Source organism: uncultured Porphyromonas sp., from assembly GCF_905372525.1.
Classification (GTDB): Bacteria; Bacteroidota; Bacteroidia; order Bacteroidales; family Porphyromonadaceae; genus Porphyromonas.
Window position 1 is genome coordinate 1 of sequence record NZ_CAJPPN010000046.1, and the last position, 18,170, is coordinate 18,170.

At 54.0% G+C, this 18,170-nt stretch carries 10 protein-coding genes; 8 read left to right on the forward strand and 2 right to left on the reverse strand.

Going from position 1 to position 18,170, the window contains the following annotated elements:
* Positions 1-249: 249 nt before the first annotated feature.
* From QZ170_RS07885 to QZ170_RS07900, 4 genes are all read left to right on the forward strand, one after another.
* On the forward strand, positions 250-1,695 hold the full coding sequence (locus QZ170_RS07885) for an ATP-binding protein (RefSeq protein ID WP_297179582.1): 1,446 nt from the start codon (positions 250-252) through the stop codon (positions 1,693-1,695).
* A 423-nt stretch (positions 1,696-2,118) separates the two neighbouring features.
* Positions 2,119-4,479, forward strand: coding sequence for a TonB-dependent receptor (locus QZ170_RS07890; RefSeq protein WP_297179584.1), 2,361 nt, complete (start codon positions 2,119-2,121; stop codon positions 4,477-4,479).
* Positions 4,480-4,519: 40 nt separating this feature from the next.
* On the forward strand, positions 4,520-6,727 hold the full coding sequence (locus QZ170_RS07895) for a TonB-dependent receptor (protein ID WP_297179586.1): 2,208 nt from the start codon (positions 4,520-4,522) through the stop codon (positions 6,725-6,727).
* A 150-nt stretch (positions 6,728-6,877) separates the two neighbouring features.
* Positions 6,878-9,199, forward strand: a complete 2,322-nt coding sequence (locus QZ170_RS07900) for an outer membrane beta-barrel protein (RefSeq protein ID WP_297179588.1) — start codon at positions 6,878-6,880, stop codon at positions 9,197-9,199.
* A 200-nt stretch (positions 9,200-9,399) separates the two neighbouring features.
* On the opposite strand, the gene QZ170_RS07905 is transcribed toward QZ170_RS07900, so the two are convergent.
* The gene (locus QZ170_RS07905) at positions 9,400-10,491 is read right to left on the reverse strand and encodes a Fic family protein (RefSeq protein WP_297179590.1); all 1,092 of its coding nucleotides are present in this window, start codon (positions 10,489-10,491) and stop codon (positions 9,400-9,402) included.
* Between the two features lie 1,007 nt (positions 10,492-11,498).
* On the opposite strand from QZ170_RS07905, the gene QZ170_RS07910 reads away from it, so the two are divergent.
* From QZ170_RS07910 to QZ170_RS07925, 4 genes are read left to right on the forward strand one after another with little or no spacing between them, the layout of a single operon-like run.
* Positions 11,499-13,520 carry a TonB-dependent receptor gene (locus tag QZ170_RS07910; RefSeq protein WP_297179592.1) on the forward strand — a complete coding sequence of 674 codons (2,022 nt, stop codon included), beginning with the start codon at positions 11,499-11,501 and terminating at the stop codon, positions 13,518-13,520.
* Positions 13,517-14,665, forward strand: a complete 1,149-nt coding sequence (locus QZ170_RS07915; protein ID WP_297179594.1) for a YncE family protein — start codon at positions 13,517-13,519, stop codon at positions 14,663-14,665. The genes QZ170_RS07910 and QZ170_RS07915 overlap by 4 nt, the downstream gene beginning before the upstream one ends.
* 25 nt (positions 14,666-14,690) lie before the next feature.
* Positions 14,691-15,770, forward strand: coding sequence for a PKD domain-containing protein (locus QZ170_RS07920; RefSeq protein WP_297179596.1), 1,080 nt, complete (start codon positions 14,691-14,693; stop codon positions 15,768-15,770).
* 41 nt (positions 15,771-15,811) lie between these two features.
* A complete protein-coding gene (locus QZ170_RS07925; protein WP_297179598.1) occupies positions 15,812-17,401 on the forward strand; it encodes a DUF5074 domain-containing protein in 1,590 nt (529 codons plus the stop codon).
* 585 nt (positions 17,402-17,986) lie between these two features.
* On the opposite strand, the gene QZ170_RS07930 is transcribed toward QZ170_RS07925, so the two are convergent.
* Positions 17,987-18,170: hypothetical protein (locus tag QZ170_RS07930; RefSeq protein ID WP_297179600.1), on the reverse strand; the 184-nt coding region annotated here is incomplete at its 5' end.

Sequence of the window (18,170 nt, forward strand, 5' to 3'; positions counted from 1 at the left end):
TAGAAAGCAGATTAGTTCCATGTTTGGACCGGGGTTCGACTCCCCGCATCTCCACCCTCCTGGCGGGGGCTAGAGGCAAGGGCTTAGGCCACACCTCTAGCCACCGCCTCCTTTATTCCGCACCAGCCACATACAGCAGAGATAGGGAAAAGACAGTCTGAGAAGTGAGGTCAAGTACTACTTGGTAACAACACCTTTTTCACTACCTTTGGATGGAACTACATACACGTATCCCTACAAATTCTCGATATGAAAAATTTCCAACAACTCATCAAGGAGCTTATCAGCTACCCCAAGGAGACGGAGTGGCTTGAATTCAAGTATAACAATTTTGACCCTAGTATGATAGGAGAACGGATCAGTGCGCTGGCTAATAGTGCCACGCTGATAGGGAGAGATCAAGCCTATATCGTCTGGGGCATTGATGACAAGACCCATCAAATACTTGGGACAGACATCTCGCTCTCCCAACAAAAGAAGGGTAATGAAGAGCTCGAAAGCTGGCTTAGACATCAGCTCTCCCCCAATACAGAGTTCCAGATGTGCTCGGCGGAAGTCGATGGTAAGAATATCGAGTTTATCATCATAAACAAAGCCATTGCCTATCCTGTAGAGTTCGGCAAAGAGGTCTATATCCGTATCGGTAGCTATACGAAGAGGCTTAGAGACTATCGCGAGAAGCAGGCCTCTCTTTTTGAGAAGCTTCGTGCCGTCAGTATGGAAGATACTCCAGCCATGACAGACCTTCCTCTTGGCGAAGTTCGCCAACGACTCTCTTGTGATGCCTACTTCAGAGCTGTGAATATGCCTTTACCTAAGGATGAAGGAGGCTATGCACATCCCCTAATGGAAGAAGGTTTGATCAAGAAACAGGACAATGGGCTCTATACCATAACTTACTTAGGAGCAATACTCTTGGCCACTAGGCTTGCGGACTTTCCCCGCGTTGGAAGGAAAGCGATTAGAATTATCCAATACGAGGGAACAGATAAATCCCAGATAGCTCGTAATAAAGACGTTGAATTCGGCTATGTCGAAGGTTTTATAAAATCGATAGAAACTATTCAAGACTGGTTGCCTAGCCAAGAAAGAATACAAGTAACGAGGCAGACCATACACCCCTATCCTGTAGAGGCTATTCGTGAAGCTTTGGCCAATGCCCTTATCCACCAAGACTTAAGTCAGACGGGTAATGGCCCGATGGTGGAGATCTTTAGAAATCGTATCGAGATCCTTAACCCAGGTGCTCCCCTTATTGAGCCTAGGCGTATCGTAGATAATCCACCTAGGTCTAGGAATGAAAAGCTTGCCGCCCTGATGAGGCGAATGGGATTCTGCGAAGAAGCGGGTAGCGGATGGGATAGGATGGTTAAAGCCTGCGAGCACGACTACTTGCCTGCACCACGTATCAATTCATACGAAGCATCCACCCAAGTCACCCTCTTCTCCCATCTGGATTATAGATCTATTTCGCATGAGGATAGGATTTGGTCAGCCTATCTACATGCCTGCATTAGACACATAGAAGGAGAGTCTCTACTCAACAGCTCGCTCCGAGCTCGTTTCGGGCTAGCAGAATCCTATGCAGCCAGTATCTCGCGTCTGATCAAAGATACGGTGGAGGAGGGACTTATCAAGCCCCTTGACCCCAACATCGGGAAGAAACACATGAGGTATATCCCATTTTGGGGATAATCTTATTTGCTTGTTATTTGCTGATGAGCCTAGTAGAACCTCCACCCTATCACCTAATCTACTAGTACACAAATCGATAAACAAGCTATTCTTATTTGCCTGTTATTACCCCAACAGAAGACTTGAATAGACAGGCCGGGCGCAGGGGAGATAATCATTCTGGCTTCGGCCCGAGATCTGCACCATCTATCTCACCTAATTTACCTCCATTCATCCCGCCCTCATCCTACTCTCACACAAAGCGTTGATTTCCTTAATTATATTAGGATGTAGGGAGGCGAGATCTGCGTGCCGGGGCGATGCTGGTGTCTCATAGATTATTCTGATATTTGTGGGGAGAAGTAGGGGTACATATCCCCTTAGGCTCTACCGAGCGCATACGGTAGATATATCGCACCTTTTGCCTCCAAAGGATCAACTGCTATGCATACACTTAGACTAATCTACCTAGGACTAATCATCGGATGCCCCAGCCTCTGTGTGGCGACCCAAGGGGCATCCAGAGGGGGACTTGCGCCCAGTTACACACACCTAGCCCCCGACAGCACCCAGATGACCCTCAGGGGACGCATCCTCGGCAGGCAAAGCCAGAGCCCTATCGAGGACGTTACCCTATACGTCCTACGTCCCGATGGGAGTGCCCTAGCCACAGCCCAGAGTGACTCGCTGGGATACTATCGCCTCTCCTTTGTCCCGCCTCGAGGAGAGTACACGATCGGCATCCGTTGCATCGGCTACAAGCCCCTTCGCCTAACTGCCGAGCGAGCTCAGGGGACGCTCTACCTAGAAGAGGATCAGCACACCCTCAGGGAGGTCTCCGTCATGGCCTCACACACCACCCGACGTAGGACGGGGGAGCTCATCGTCCGCCTACGCAACAACCCCATCGCCGAGGGTAAGCCTCTGCACGAGGTCCTACGCTTCATCCCCGGGCTCAATGTGAACGAGAGCGAACTGAAGGTTCACGGGCGTACGGGGACACTCATCTATCTGGAGGATCGGAAGATTACCTTCGAGGAGCTCAAGAACCTATCGCCTAGCCTCATTGACCGCATCGAGGTACAGCCTCAGGCCTCTGCGGAGCATGGAGCCAAGGCCACAGGGGGCGTCCTCTACATCCACCTGCGTCAGGAGGGCGGACTACTCGGCTCACTGACTGCCCTAGGACAAATGGACCAAGCAGGCTTCGTCGAGGCCAAGGGAACCCTAGGGCTACTCTACCGCCGTGGGAAGTATTCGCTACACGCAGGGCTCACCACGGGTATCGGGAAGTACGACCAGCAGTGGGAGCGACATGAGACGATGGGCATGACGACAGAGGATCGTCAGCTCCAGGACGAGAATAGGAGTCGGGCACTCATGGGAAACCTCGGGCTCAAGTACACCCCTCGCCCCAATCAGACACTCTCGGTCTATAGCAGCCTCACCTTAGGTCACTCCGACCTAGATAAGGTCATCAGACCCCAGGGGCGTACCCCTCTCACCTCTCTGCATGAGGAGCGGGAGAGGAGCTACACCCTCGGGACAACCTATAGGGCCGAGTGGGGAGAGAACAATGCCTCCTTCTTCAAGGTGAAGGTCGAGTACGCCGGTGAGCACTCCGATGCCGATCGCACCTACCACTGGGGAGGAAAGGAGAAGAACAACACCAGCCAAGCCCTACATCACCTCCTTGCTCAGCCCAAGCTCTTCCTGCTCCTCCCCCACCGACAGGGGCTAAACCTCGGACTCACCTATGGCTACCTAAGGGATCAGAATACCACTCAGGGTATCGCCACGGGCTCGCTCTCGATGATCCAGAAGTCCGACTTCCAGGTCGAGGGCCACGACTACAGCCCATGGGTAGGCTATTCATGGCACGATGGCAATAGGTTCTTTGTCGCCGCAGACCTGCTCTACCACTACTCCACAGGACAGCTCTCTGATCGCTTCATCCCCGATTACTCAGCGAACCTAACCTATCGAGGGCTCTTCCCCTCCCTACAGCTACAGTACCTCATCAGCAAGGAGCGTGAGTCCAGCCTAGGGCTCTCCCTCAGACGTAGCTACTCCCTCCCGAACTACGGCTATTACGCTCCTCGGGCACTCGTACAGACCGACCGCCTCTATGGTAAGGGGAGCCTTCACCTCCGCCAAGAGATCTTCTACCGAGGCGAGCTATCCTATCAGGTGACCCCGAACCTAAGCTTCACCTACAATATCTCTCTGGGCGAAGACATCATCCACATCATGACCCGTCCTGACCCTCAGCGTCCCGGCGTGTACTACACCACCCCCGAGAACATCGGCTCTCGCCTACGCCATCATCTCTCGGGCGACCTAGAGCTGCGCCCACTCCACCTCTGGCGGAGCAATACCAATGTCTACCTCCAGCACCAGCGGGACTACATCCCAGGACGCTCGGTAGAGAGCACCTCGGTAGGCATACAGAGCACCCATCAGTTCACCTTCTCCAATAACTTTGGTCTCTCTCTTAGCTTCGATGCCAGCACGGGGATGAAGACCCTGAGCTACGAGCAGGGCGGCTCCTACTCGATGAGCTTAGGCGGATGGGGACGTTTCCTCGGCGACCGCCTCACTGTGGGGCTTCGCTTCTCCAACCTTCTACATAACACCCCCTGGATACGTATCTCCCAACCCGGGCTAGAGGTTCTTCGCACGGAGACCTCGCGCCAGACAAGGGTCAAGCTCACCCTCGTCTGGAAGTTCCGCTCGGGCAAGAAGATCAAGCAGGACGACATCAACTCCGTGACACCTCCAGCCCGCCTCACCCCCACCCTCTGATCCTCAGAAGAGAGGCGCACACATAAAAAATAGTACCATTATGAGATTTCAGAAACTTATATGTGCCAGCCTATGGACAACGCTACTCCTCGTGAGTAGCGTTGTCTCGGCACACGCTCAGGAAGGCATACAAGGACAGCTCCTGGAGCACGGAGATAAGTCTCCTATTGTCGGGGCGACCATCGTCCTGACTCCAGGAGGGTCTCAAGATACTCTGAGGAGCCTAACCGATGAGCGAGGAGTATTCACCCTGCCTCGGGCTCTCACCTATCCACTCCGATTGAGAGCGAGCTACTTCGGTGAGTTCATTCTGGATACCTTGCTTAAGGATCCCCCTTCCCCCCCCTTCATACTCTATGCCCAGGGGGAGCACAACCTCGGAGGAGTGGTCGTGTCTGCCTCTCGCCGAATCGTGAAGTATAGCCCCGCGAGGAATATCATAGAGATAGCAAATATCCCGCTCTTTCGACACGACGATCTACTCGAAGCCCTAGGGAAGATCCCCGGACTACTCCTCACCGAACAGACACAGACCTACTTCTCTAAGCCCATCTCAGGGTTCCGCATCGGAGAGCATGGGACACTGCGCCCCATCAGCAAGGATACAAAGGCCTTCCTCAGCACACTCAAGGCCGAAGACCTCCAGCGCATTTCCTTCAAGCGAGTAATGACTAGCTATGAGATCATCCTAGACATCAAACGTATCCAGGGATATGCGCTCTCTGTCGAGGCTGCCTATGCACGAAGCCGTAAGAACCAAGGTAAGCTTGGAGTCGTCGCCCAGCTCAATCTACGGAACTGGTCCAATATACTCACTGCCTCAGAGAGGCTATCCCGAGGGGTGGAATACAGCCAAGAGAGGCATATCACTCGGGGGCAGCCCCCCTTCACGACAGAGCTACAGAGGGAGACCTCTACCTCCTCTCTCTTTCTCACGTACCAGAGTGAGTTATCTCTAGGGCAGAAATGGCTCCTTGGCCTTGATCTGAACATTTGGACGGGGGCTGAGCAAGTCAAGAGCCAACTCGAATCCCAAGGTAGACGAAGCTCTATGAATAGGACCTACTCCGATGACTTCCCGGACCTCAATAGCGGATACTATGCAGCCTTTCGCTCTGGGAAACACGGAGTCCGAGCAGAGATAGGATACGCCTACTCGGCGTATACCAATGATAGCTACCGCACCGACTTCTCCTCCGCTACCACCCATCTCAAGCAACCCAATAGCGCACGCTCCCTGAGCGGGATCCTAAAGTATGACTATGGCGAAGAGGGTGCTCCACTCTCCGTACATGCCAAAGTCGGCTATGAGGATCTCTTCCTCAAAGATGCCCTCGAGAGCTGGAGCGAAGAGACCTACATGCATGATGCTTGGATCGATGGTTCGCTCAGGGCTTTTAACTATTCCGTTGGACTCAGGGGACAATACGCCCATCGGCGTAGCTTCAGAGAGCACACCCTCCTGCCCTACATCACGCTGGGGTACAACTGGGGGAATAATAGCTTCCTTAGCTTCGATTATAGCTTCGAGCAGTCTCCTCCTCTCGCCTTTATGCTCCGCCCAGCCACCATGGATAGGGATGCTGGGAGCTACTGGCAGGGAAACCCTGACCTGCACTCCGACAAGAGACACAGCCTCACACTCTCTGCCGGTATACAGAATCTTGCCCTGAGCCTACAAGGACGAATCATCAAGGACTCGCCGGAGCTCATCCCCGTGGAGGTGCAGCCTGGGCGGATCATAAGCAGATTCCTCAACATCGGACAGACTCGAGACCTTTCCCTCTCCCTATCCTATACCCTACAGTGGGGTAGGCTATACCTCAACCCTCAGCTGAATGGCACCATCGGAGACTATACGGCTCCGACGAGAGACAAGACCTCCAATCGACTAGTCTCCTGCTCCCTACCCGTCAGCTATCACATCGGCAACCATAAGTTTGAGCTAAGCCTAGACCAAGAAATAGGGAAGACAAAGATCAGCTATGGAGAATACAGCCCCACGACACAGATGAGCTTCTCCTACACGTACTCTCTACTTGACGATAGGCTCATCCTCAAGCTCCGGGCATATAATCCGCTCAACTCGGTATCGAAGAGTAGTAGACAAGTCTTCGGGGACTACACGAGGTACACGGAGTCTCGCCCAGACCTTCGGACGGTCTCCCTCTCTCTCCTCTTCCGCCTTAATAAGGGGAAGGATACCCGTCCACAGGGCGCCTACTCAGAGCTCAACCGAGCCAAGTAGAGCCAGCCCTAGAGCGAGCATATTGTGTATTGCCTACGGGAGGAGCGTCTTAATTTAGAATTAACTTTATTCCTCAATCATTCATCCCCTCATAGAGCCCACCCCCTGACCTCTGAGAGCGTACAGCCTCCATTCATCAACTACTACGACATGACGACTAAGGTGACCAAGCATCTATATCTGACACTCCTCCTGCTGAGTATCATTCCCCTACGGGCGCAGATCACCCTACGGGGTGTCGTCCTAGACTCGACCTCTCGGCAGGGCATAGCCCTCAGTAGTATCGTCCTACACCCGCTAGAGGGCGATACGACAGCTAATGTAGCTACCTACACCGATCTCCAAGGGAGCTACCTCATCACGGGGCTACGCTCGGGGACGAAGTATAACATCCTCATACACGCCCGTGGTTACCTCGACCTCGAGCAGATCTACACCACCCCGCAGGATAGCACGACAATAGAGCGCACCTTCGTCCTCATCCCCACAGCTCAGGAGCTCGCCGCAGTCGAGGTCACTGCAGAGGGGCGCGGTCACACGGCAGAGATGCGGAGCTACACCTTCTCTCCGAATGAGAGGAAGGTAGCACTACAATCCTTCGACTTGCTGAAAGGCCTACCGACCCTACGGCTTGATCCCGTGACCAACAGCCTTCGGACTGCCGACGGCGGCTCACTCGTCATCCTCATCAACGGCATACGAGCCACCGAGAATGACCTGCGCATGATCCCCACCTCCAAGGTGCAGCGTGTACAGCTCTACGACGTCCCACCCATACGCTATCAGGATGCCTCCTGCGTCATCAATGTCATCACTTCTCGGCTAGACGATGGCTATACGGGCGGCTTCGAGTATGCGCAGTCCCCACAGGTAGGCTTCGGGGATGGCAATGCCTACTTCACCTACACCCTGGGGCGTCACCGCCTAAGCCTAGATTATAGGCTTAGCTACCGCAACTACCGAGATCGCAGAGGTACCTCGACCTATCAGTACCTGCTCTCGGGGACAGATCGGAGTGCCCAGGAGCGGTCTACGGATCACTTCGGCTACACGAGCAATAGCCCAAGGGTGAAGTATGCCTATATCGACAACGAGAAGCAGGTCCTCGAGGCGACTCTCGGATCAGAGCTCCTACACCGATTCAGTCGGGGCACCAACGAGACGACCTACCGACAGCAGGGGCTCGTAGAGGCTACCAGCACGGGGAGCAACACGACCCGAGCAGACATCATCACTCCCTACCTAGACCTCTACTACTGGCGCAAGTTCACCTCCCGAAGTGAGCTCTCCCTCAATGCCGTAGCGACCCACTTTGTCACAAGCCAAGACAACAAGGACAGCGAGCTGAGTGCTGGGCACAAGCTCTTCGAGAACATCCTCGACCTACACAGCTCGAAGACCTCATTCATCGGCGAGGCCGAGTATATCCACAACCTCAGCTTCGCACGCTGGAGCTGTGGCTATCGTGCTGAATATGCCTCGCTCCTCTCCGACTATACCAACCAGCAGGGCAAGACCCACTACCGCAGTCATTACTATACCGGCTATGCCTATAGCCAGCTGACAGGGCGATGGCGCAAGCTCATCTATCAGCTGAGCCTAGGGCTAACCCACACAAGGAACCGCTCCGAGGTGAATAGCTATGACCAACTGCTCCTCACCCCACGTGTCGTCCTCGGCTACCGACTAGGGAACAGCCAGTCCCTGCGTCTGACCTACACCCTGCGCCCCGTCCCCCCGAGCGTCATCGACCTCAGCACCAATACCCAGCAGACCAATCGGGATATTATCTTCGAGGGAAACCCCTCACTGATCAACGAGCAGCGCCATCATCTACAGCTCATCTACTCCCTCCAGAACAAGTACATCGAGATACAGGGACGTCCTAGCTACTACTACGCACGCAATCCGATCATACAAACCTACCTCTCTCGAGGGGCACACTACCTCTCGAAGAACATCAACGCCCCCTCGTACGAAGAGCTTAGGGGGGCACTGGGGCTAACGATCATGCCACTTGGGAACAAGAATCTAGCCCTCGGCATCGAGACTGAGTACCACCACGGCACGCTCCATACCGAGGGCAATAGGGCGGTAGAGCTGGATGCCTTCGGGCTTGATCTAGGCCTCAAGGCAAACCTTGGCTCCTTCGGGCTCTTCTATCAATACCGCTTCCCGAGCAAGTACTTCTCACGTGGGGCTAAAATGCTTCAGGAGAATGCCCATCATGCCATGGTCTCCTATCGTCTCGGGCAGTGGAGCTTCTCGGCCGCCCTGACTTTCATCGGTACCCCCTCTCACTATGAGGACTGGTCGCTCCCCTACAGTCCCGTGACCCATCACGCTACGACAGACATCTATGCGAACAAGAATATGATTCGCCTTGGGGTCAGCTATCACTTCTCCAAGGGGAAGAACAAGGACTACGACCGCAACCTCTCCAACTCCGACTCCGCCGCTCCCACCCTCTAAACCTCCCCCCGTAGTCCCCTCGCTTCCGTCTAGCTACAAGGGGCTCGCCGCATTCCCTTCCCCACTCGACGCACAGAGAAGAGAGTGGAATATGCACAAGAAAAGACCTTTTTCTGTACACGTCCCGAAGGATATGTACAGAAAAAGGCCTTTTCTTGTGCATATCTATAATCACTGAGGGGATCCCCCCCTCATCGCCCTTAGGAGCCCTCTCCCCCTCGGAGGAGCTCGACAAGGCGGGTATTGATATAGTAGTTATCCCGTCCTAAGCGAGTCTTCTCTAGGAGCCCAAGAGATACGATCTGGTCGAGGTACGAGGTCGCCGTCCCCCGACTCACCGACAGAGCCTCCTCGATATACTTGATCTTGGTATAGGGGTGGAAGAACAAGTTGTTAAGGAGCTCATGGGTATACCGGCTCCCTAGGACAGGGCGTAGCCGCTGCTTGTAGTCATTGAGGAGTCGAGAGATATCCTTTACCAATTGGATGGTCTCCAAAGCTACCTGCTCTACCCCCACCAAGATAAAGAGAACCCACTCCTCCCACTCGGCTTGGTTATCTCCATCCTTGTCTCTAATAGCCTGAATAAGGCGGTAATAATCAGCCTTATTCCGTGTGATATAGCGGCTGAGATAGAGGATGGGCAGATCAAGTAAGTCCATGGCGACTAAGTAGAGGATATTGAGGATACGTCCAGTCCTGCCATTACCATCGTAGAAGGGGTGAATACTCTCAAACTGGTGATGGATAATTGCCATCTTGATAAGAGGATCAATATCACTTAGAGAACTATCGTTGATGAACATCTCGAGATTAGCCATATATCGCTCGATCTCTGCCCCATCCTGAGGAGGCATATACACCTCCTCGCCTCGACTATTCTTGAGACTTGTGCCTGGCACCGTCCTAAATCCCGCCCTATTTCCCTCTAGTCGCTCCTGGATTTGCTTGACTATATTATTAGTTATGAGCTTGCTTTCACGTATTGTGCGAAAGCCATACTGGATGGCCTCTCGATAGCTAAGCACCTCCTTGACACTCATAGGCAGGAGAGATAGCCCTAAATGGAGGTCTCCTTGGAAGAGGTCATCCTGAGTCGTGACGATATTCTCTACCTCAGAGCTTTCCTTAGCCTCTTGCAGGGTAAGCGAACTAATCAAGATTTGCTCATTGGGAATAGTCTGAGCGACACCCTTAAGCTCAGCTAGGGCTCGGCTAGCCTTACCGACCTGCTTCAGCACACGGGTAGTCTCCAGATCTATGGAGAGGGGGAGCGTAGGAATCTGATACATAGTTCATGCCTATTTATAATGGGACTTGGGACTTAGAGAATACTTCATCCCATAGGGTGGAGACCCGCCTAGAGGAGGAACGAGGAATAGCTATCCACACAAGCGGTCTCCCCCACAAAGGTACTTATTATCCCCTACTCCTATAGCGGGATACCCCGTAGGGCGCCATGTGGTATCGTGTGCCACGCTCCCCCTCCCATCCCCTTCCTAACACACTCTGTGACAGACCTTCCTAGAGGGCGTTTGCGCTCATACCTAGAGCGCCTCTGCGCTCTCGGTATGAGCGCTCCCATCACCTTACATAGGTGACGAGAGCGCTCTTTATAGGAGCGCAGAGACGCTCTAAGTATAGTCGGTTTGGGACGCTTGAGTACTCGCCGATAACGGGGGCTGTTGGGGCGAGGTCTGACCGATGGGGCTTCCCCTAGGGCTGACGCATGATCTCGCTCACACACTCCTGCCTCGGGATCTTCGGGGGGATTATTTCATATCCTAGGGAGCCTTAGCCCATCACTAAAGATCCTAGGTATTATCCCCAAGGAATAGACTTACAAGCGAGCCCTACAGAGGACATACTTAGAGCGCACTTGTGTACACGCGTGTATACTGTTGTGTACACGTGGGTATACAGTTGTGTACACACGTGTATACTCATCCCTCCTAGGTAGGAGGGATACGCTGGGGGTCTCTACACCTAGGACATAGATACTTCTATCTTCGGCGTATACACCCCCACGACCTGGCCCTCGCACTATAGTGATTTCATGCGTCAGTCCTGGGGCTTCCCCCGACAGACAGGGTCTAGCGCCGGCTACGTGAGCCTTGGGTGATCGGGGTGGAGAACAGCCCCCTACAGACGGCAAAGTGGTGATAGAGAGGGAGACAGGATAATTCCGTACCTTTGTCCCTAGGGAAGGAGCCCCCCAGAGATGGGGACAAGGCTGGGGATACCTGACCTTCACCCTCCTACCCTATGTGTTTTATACTAGTAACTAGGACCGACACTGATGAACAATAGGCCTCGACTCTGTATCGTCTTTGCCCTCACACTCTCTGCCCTCGCGACTCCTGCCGAGATACGAGCAGGTACCCCCGTGGATAGCGTGCATACCCTACAGACCGTCGTCGTGACCGCCCGCTCGCTGTCACGCGAAGTCATCCCCGTACAGAGCTTGGCGGGGGAGACCCTACAGCGTCTCTCTGCCGCCTCGATCGCTGACGCCCTCCGCTACTTCGCAGGGGTGCAGATCAAGGACTATGGGGGTATCGGAGGGCTCAAGACGGTGAATATCCGCAGTATGGGTTCGCAGCACGTAGGGGTCTTCTACGATGGTATCCAGCTGGGGAATGCACAGAACGGCCAGATCGACCTCGGACGCTTCTCCCTAGACAATATGGAGAGCGTCTCCATATACAACGGGCAGAAGAGCGCCATCCTCCAGCCTGCGAAGAACTACGCCTCCGCCTCGGCACTCTATATGAACACCCGTCGCCCGTCCTTCGCCTCAGGCGAGCGTGACCACCTCAAGGTGTCCCTCAAGGCGGGCTCCTTCTCCACCCTCAACCCCTCCATCCTCTGGGAGCATCGCCTCTCCCCCTCCACCTCGCTCTCCGTGAGTAGCGAGTATATGTACACCACGGGGCGTTACCGCTTCCGCTACAGCAAGAAGGACGGCTACGACACCACCGCTATCCGCCACAACGGCGATGTGCGTGCCCTACGTGCCGAGGTAGGACTCTTCGGGCGCATCGCAGAGGGCGACTGGCGAGCGAAGGCCTACCTCTATAACTCGCAGCGAGGCTACCCCGGAGCCTTCGTCCGTGAGGAGCCCGGGAAGTTCCACCACGAGGATAGGCAGTGGGACAATAACCTCATGCTCCAGGGCTCTGTGCGTCGGGACTTCTCTCCCCGCTACTCCCTGCTGGTGAATGCTAAGCTGGCCTACGACTACCTCCACTACCTCTCCGACCCTCGGCTGGACGTGACGACGATGTACGTCAATAACCATTACCGTCAGCAGGAGGCTTATCTCTCCCATGCCCATGCCTTCACCCTGAGCGAGGCGGGGCATATCTCCCTCTCCAACGACCTCCAGCTCAACTATCTGGATGCCGACCTCTACGACTTCGCCTACCCGACCCGCCTCTCTGTCCTCACCGCCCTCTCGACCGACTGGGCTCTAGGCGGGCTGAAGGCTCAGGGAAGTCTCCTACACACCTACATCTACGACTGGACGAAGGCCCTCGGGGCAGAGGCTCCCGCCAAGAGCGAGTGGACGCCGACGCTCGTGCTGAGCTACAAGCCCTTCGCCACCGAGCCCGACCTCAGTCTACGTGGCTTCTACAAGCGGATCTTCCGCATGCCTACCTTCAATGACCTCTACTACACCTTCATTGGCAATAAGTATCTCAAACCCGAGTACACCACGCAGTATGACCTCGGGGTCGTCTATACGAAGGAGTGGAAGCGTGGCGCCCTTCGTCACCTAGAGCTACAGTTGGATGGTTACCTCAACTATGTCGATGACAAGATCATCGCTATGCCTACCTCCAACCAGTTTCGCTGGACGATGGTCAATCTCGGCCACGTCCGCATCCTCGGTCTTGACCTAGCCCTACAGAGCCTCTGGCAGGCAGGTCAAGTCACCGCCTCGGCTCGTATGACCTACACCTATCAGCGAGCTCAGGATCTCACTGACCCCTCGGACAGCTACTACGGGGATCAGATCCCCTACATCCCCTGGCACAGCGGCTCAGCGATCCTCGGCCTGCAGTGGCATGGCTGGGAGGCTAACTACAGCTTCATCTACACCGGCGAGCGATATGATGCAGGTGCCAATATCCCAGAGTACCATATCGTCCCCTGGTGGACGAGTGACATCTCGCTGACCAAAGCCCTGCAGTGGCGGGGACATAACCTACGCCTTACCGCAGAGGTGAATAACCTGCTGAACCAGCAGTACGAAGTCGTCCGCTCCTACCCCATGCCTGGGACAAGCGTCAAACTGAAACTAGAGTGGAATATATGATACGGCTCATACTACGGGGACTAGCATCCCTACTGCTCATCACCCTCTTAGGGCTCTACTCGTGCAACCGAGAGGAAGTCGTCCTACCAGCCTCTCGCACCAAGGTCACTACACCAGAGAGGTTGAATACTCTACATGGTTTCTATCTCCTCAATGAGGGCTCCATGGGGCGAAACAAGAGCACCCTAGACTACTTCGAGTACACCTCGGGGATCTACTTCAAGAACCTCTATGCTGAGCGTAATCCCAATGTCGTCAAGGAACTCGGTGATGTAGGTAATGACATCCAGATCTACGGCTCTCGGCTATATGCCGTCATCAACGTCTCACACCTCATCGAGGTAATGGATGTCCACACTGCTAAACATATCGGGAAGATCTCCATCCCGAACTGCCGCTATATCACCTTCAAGGGTCAGTATGCCTATGTCAGCTCCTACGCAGGCCCGGTACAGATCGACCCTAACGCCCGCCTCGGCTATGTCGCCAAGGTGGATACCGCCACGATGAAGGTCGTGGCCGAGTGCACCGTAGGTTATCAGCCCGATGAGCTCGTCATAGTAGGCAACAAACTCTATGTCGCCAACTCTGGGGGGTATCGAGTTCCCAACTACGACCGAACCGTCTCAGTGATAGACCTCGATACCTTCACAGAGATTAAGAAGATCGATGTAGCGATCAACCTACACCGGATGGAGGTAGATGCACAAGGCAAGATCTGGGTCTCCTCCCGAGGGAATTACTACAAAATTCGATCTAAGCTCTTCGTCATTGACCCCGCGACCGATCAGGTTACGACCTCCCTTGACGTCCCCTGCTCTAATATGACGGTTCATGGTGATCGCCTCTATCTCTACAGCGTAGAGTGGAGCTACATCAAGGGGGGGAACAGTATCAACTACAGCGTCATCGATACGAAGACACAGCAAGTCGTCCAGAACAACTTCATCACCGATGGCACAGAGAAGCAGATCAAGATCCCCTATGGTCTTGCTATCAACCCAGAGACCGAGGAGATTCTGGTCACAGATGCCAAGGACTATATCACCCCAGGTACCCTCTACTGCTTCAGCAAGGAGGGAAAACTGCGGTGGAAGACTACAGCAGGAGAGATCCCCGCTCATATCGTCTTTGTACCCAAATAATAACTACATAACGTAAATACCAACTATGAAGCAAGTAATCACAAAAGCGGGCCTATGCACCCTACTCACCGTTGCCCTCCTCTCTCTGGGGCTGGGGGCTTGTAAGAAGGATACACCTGCCCCGACACCTACGCCCATCCCGACTCCTCCCAGCCCACAGCCAGGAGATGATACCGAACTCCCCAAGGGGACTCTCGGCTATATCACCAAGGTACTAGACTACAGACCTGGTGTGGGACAGTTCACCAACAAGCTACCCAAGTACGAAGCAGGGGACACACAGAAGTCCATGAACAAGAAAGTTCTCGAGTCGATCGGCAATAATCAGAAGGGGTTGATCACCCTAGGGGGCTGGGGAGGCTACGTCGTCCTAGGCTTTGACCATACAATCCCCAACACGCCTAAGAAGCGAGACTTCCGCATCCTAGGGAATGCCTTTGAGGGACAAAACAACCAGTCGGGCTTCAGAGGTGGAAGCTGCGAACCAGGTATCATCTATGTCGCCTACGATGCCAACAAAAATGGCAGACCTGACGAAGATGAGTGGTATGAGATCGCAGGGAGTTCGACCCTTAACCCGAAGAAGGAGGCTTGGTACACCTTCCTAGAACCCAAGAAGCTTGACCTAAGGACATTCCGTGACTACGAGATCACCTACGAACGTCCCCAGCGAGAGGAGGCAGAGGGAGACTCTGGTGACCCCTCAGTCTCTATCGAGAAGTACATCCACTGGACAGACAATAAGGGTGGAGAGGGATGGCTCCCCAAGAACACCTTCCACAGTCAGAGCTACTACCCACAGTGGATCACGGGGAGTAAATACACCCTAAGGGGTACACGCCTCCCACAGAACGCCTACAATCAGAGCCCAGCTGGCACAGAGCCCTACTTCGTGCTCCTAGCCTTCAAGTATGGCTATGCCGACAACCTTCCTAATGACGATGAGGGCTCGACCATTGACATCGACTGGGCTATCGATAGGAACGGTAGGCCCGTCCATCTCCCCGGAGTAGACTTCATCCGTATCCAGACCGGAGTAAACCAAGTCAATGGTTGGCTCGGGGAGTGCTCTACAGAGGTCATGGGCATCATCTACACATACTAAAGAGCAGAGAATAAACCCTACCAATAATCTCTAATGTTGATATGACAAAGAAAATTCTTTGGGCAGCCCTTGCCCTCGTCGTCAGCTTTGCCTCGTGTAAGAAGGACGACCCAACCGAGGTAGCCAACAGCATCTCTCGTGAGTTCGCGCCGAGCTACAGTGATGAGGCTACGACCATCCGCCTAGGGAAGTCCATCACCATCACCGTCACAGGCACACAGGCCACTACCGATCCTACGGGAATCACTTGGACACTCAATGGGAAGGAAGTCGCGCGTGGTATCTCCTACACCTTCCAGCCCAGCGAGATCGGCCACTACACCCTAGTCATCTCCTCGGCCGATAGGAGCATCTCGATCACACGAGAGTATACAGTAGAGCCTCGCGGGCTCTCCTTGAGCTACTCCAATGAGGCTACCACGATCCAGCAGATTGAGCCCATCACGATCACAGCTACAGGGGATCTGGTCACCGCAGACCCGACAGGCATCGTCTGGACACTCAATGGCAAGGAGGTCTCTCGTGGCGAGACCTACTTCTTCCGTCCCAGCCTACCAGGGCGCTACACCCTCACGGTGTCAAGCTCCAAATACAAAGACATCTCCGTCACCCGAGAATACACTGTAGAGCCTCGCTTCACGAAGGGAGCCTTCCTGCTCAACGAAGGGAATCTGACCGACGAGACAGGGACAATCACCTACGTAGATGTCGATAAGAAGGTCATCCTGGACAGTGCCTATATCCACGTCAACGGGACGAAGCTCGGTAACGTCAGTCAAGACCTTACCTTCGCTAACGACAAGGTCTACATCATCTCACAGAATGGACCAGAGAATGGAGGTGAAGGTCTACTGACCATCGCTAAGACGGGTACATTAGAGAAGATCAAGGTCTTCAACGATGCTGCACTAGCTAAGCTGTGGCCCACACACATCGCCGTCATCGATGATCGCATCTACCTCCGTACAGACAAAAACGGTGGTGGTATCTACCTCGGGACAGAAAATGGTGGCTTCAAGCTCATCGAAGGAACTACGGGTGCTAAGAAGCTCCGCATGGCAGTCATCGGACAGCGTGTCTTCGCCATCACTTCTAACAAGAAGCTCCTGATGATACAGGGGGATAAAGTCGTCAAGGAACTACCCTTAGCAGGGAATCCTTCGGGGCTTGCCCTTGCCGACGATGGCAACCTCTGGGTCTCCTATGTGGCACCTAATACAATCGCTAAGGTCAATCCAGATCCGGCGGACTTCAAGATCATTGCCTCTAACGCTTTGACAGAGTCCACAAGTGTTGGCTGGGGAGCAACCTCTGCAATCTTCGCTACGGGCAACACCATCTACTTCACTGGGGCCACGACGACGATCCGTAAGCATGACTTTGCAAAGAAGACGACGGCTGTCTTTGCCAACATCCTAGATGCTAAATATGCCCCTGAGCTGAAGATGCACTACAACAGCCTCGGGGTAGATCCTAAGACTGGGTATGTCTACTACTCTGGGATCAAAGGATTCGGCATGGATTACAAGATTAACTCTACCCTCGTCCTAGACCCTCAGGGCAACGTCCTCATCAAGAAGGACAAAACGAACTCCTTCCCCGCTGGCTGGTACTTCATTCCACAGAAGTAGTAGGATAGCTAGAAAACAACTACCTCGCCTAGCCCCCCTCGAAGGAGGGGGGCTAGGCGAGGTAGTTTTATAGATAGGGCTAGTAGAAGTAATAGGGCTAATACATACTAGAGCCTGCGACCGAGCAGAGGAGAAGGGTGGGTAATAGGACGTATCCTGCACATACGAGGCCAGAGTATAGACCTATCCCCATCACACGATACCACACCGAGCATAGACCATACAGGGCTGTAGGCTGTACCATATGACACATAGACTACGCCGGGCATAGACCATGCTGGGGTACCATACGGCACATGGACTACACCGGGCATAGACCATGCTGGGCTGTACCATACGGTACATAGACTACACCGGACATACCACACCGAGCAGCATAGACTACACCGAGGGCTGTACCATATGACACATGGACTACACCATACTATAGCGTACCAGACATAGACCATGCCGGACATATATAGTAGCTCTAGCCCCCACATCTACCCTAAACCTACCCTATAGCGGTATCAGCCCATATCCTCCCTAGCGGTCTTTGGTAGGCCTTCGCAGAATATCTTATTAGACCTATTGGACCTATTAGACCTAGCTCACCGCTAGATCTAGGACTAATAAGAGTAATAGGTCTAATAGGTCCAATAGGTCTAATAATATGCTGGGTGTGCAGGGATGATAGGAGCGGGGGAGAGCAGGGGTAGCGGGGTAGGCAGGTGTCGTCATGGGTAGGGATGGCGGGCGGGTATGGCGGGTGTCGTAGAGTGTCGTAGGG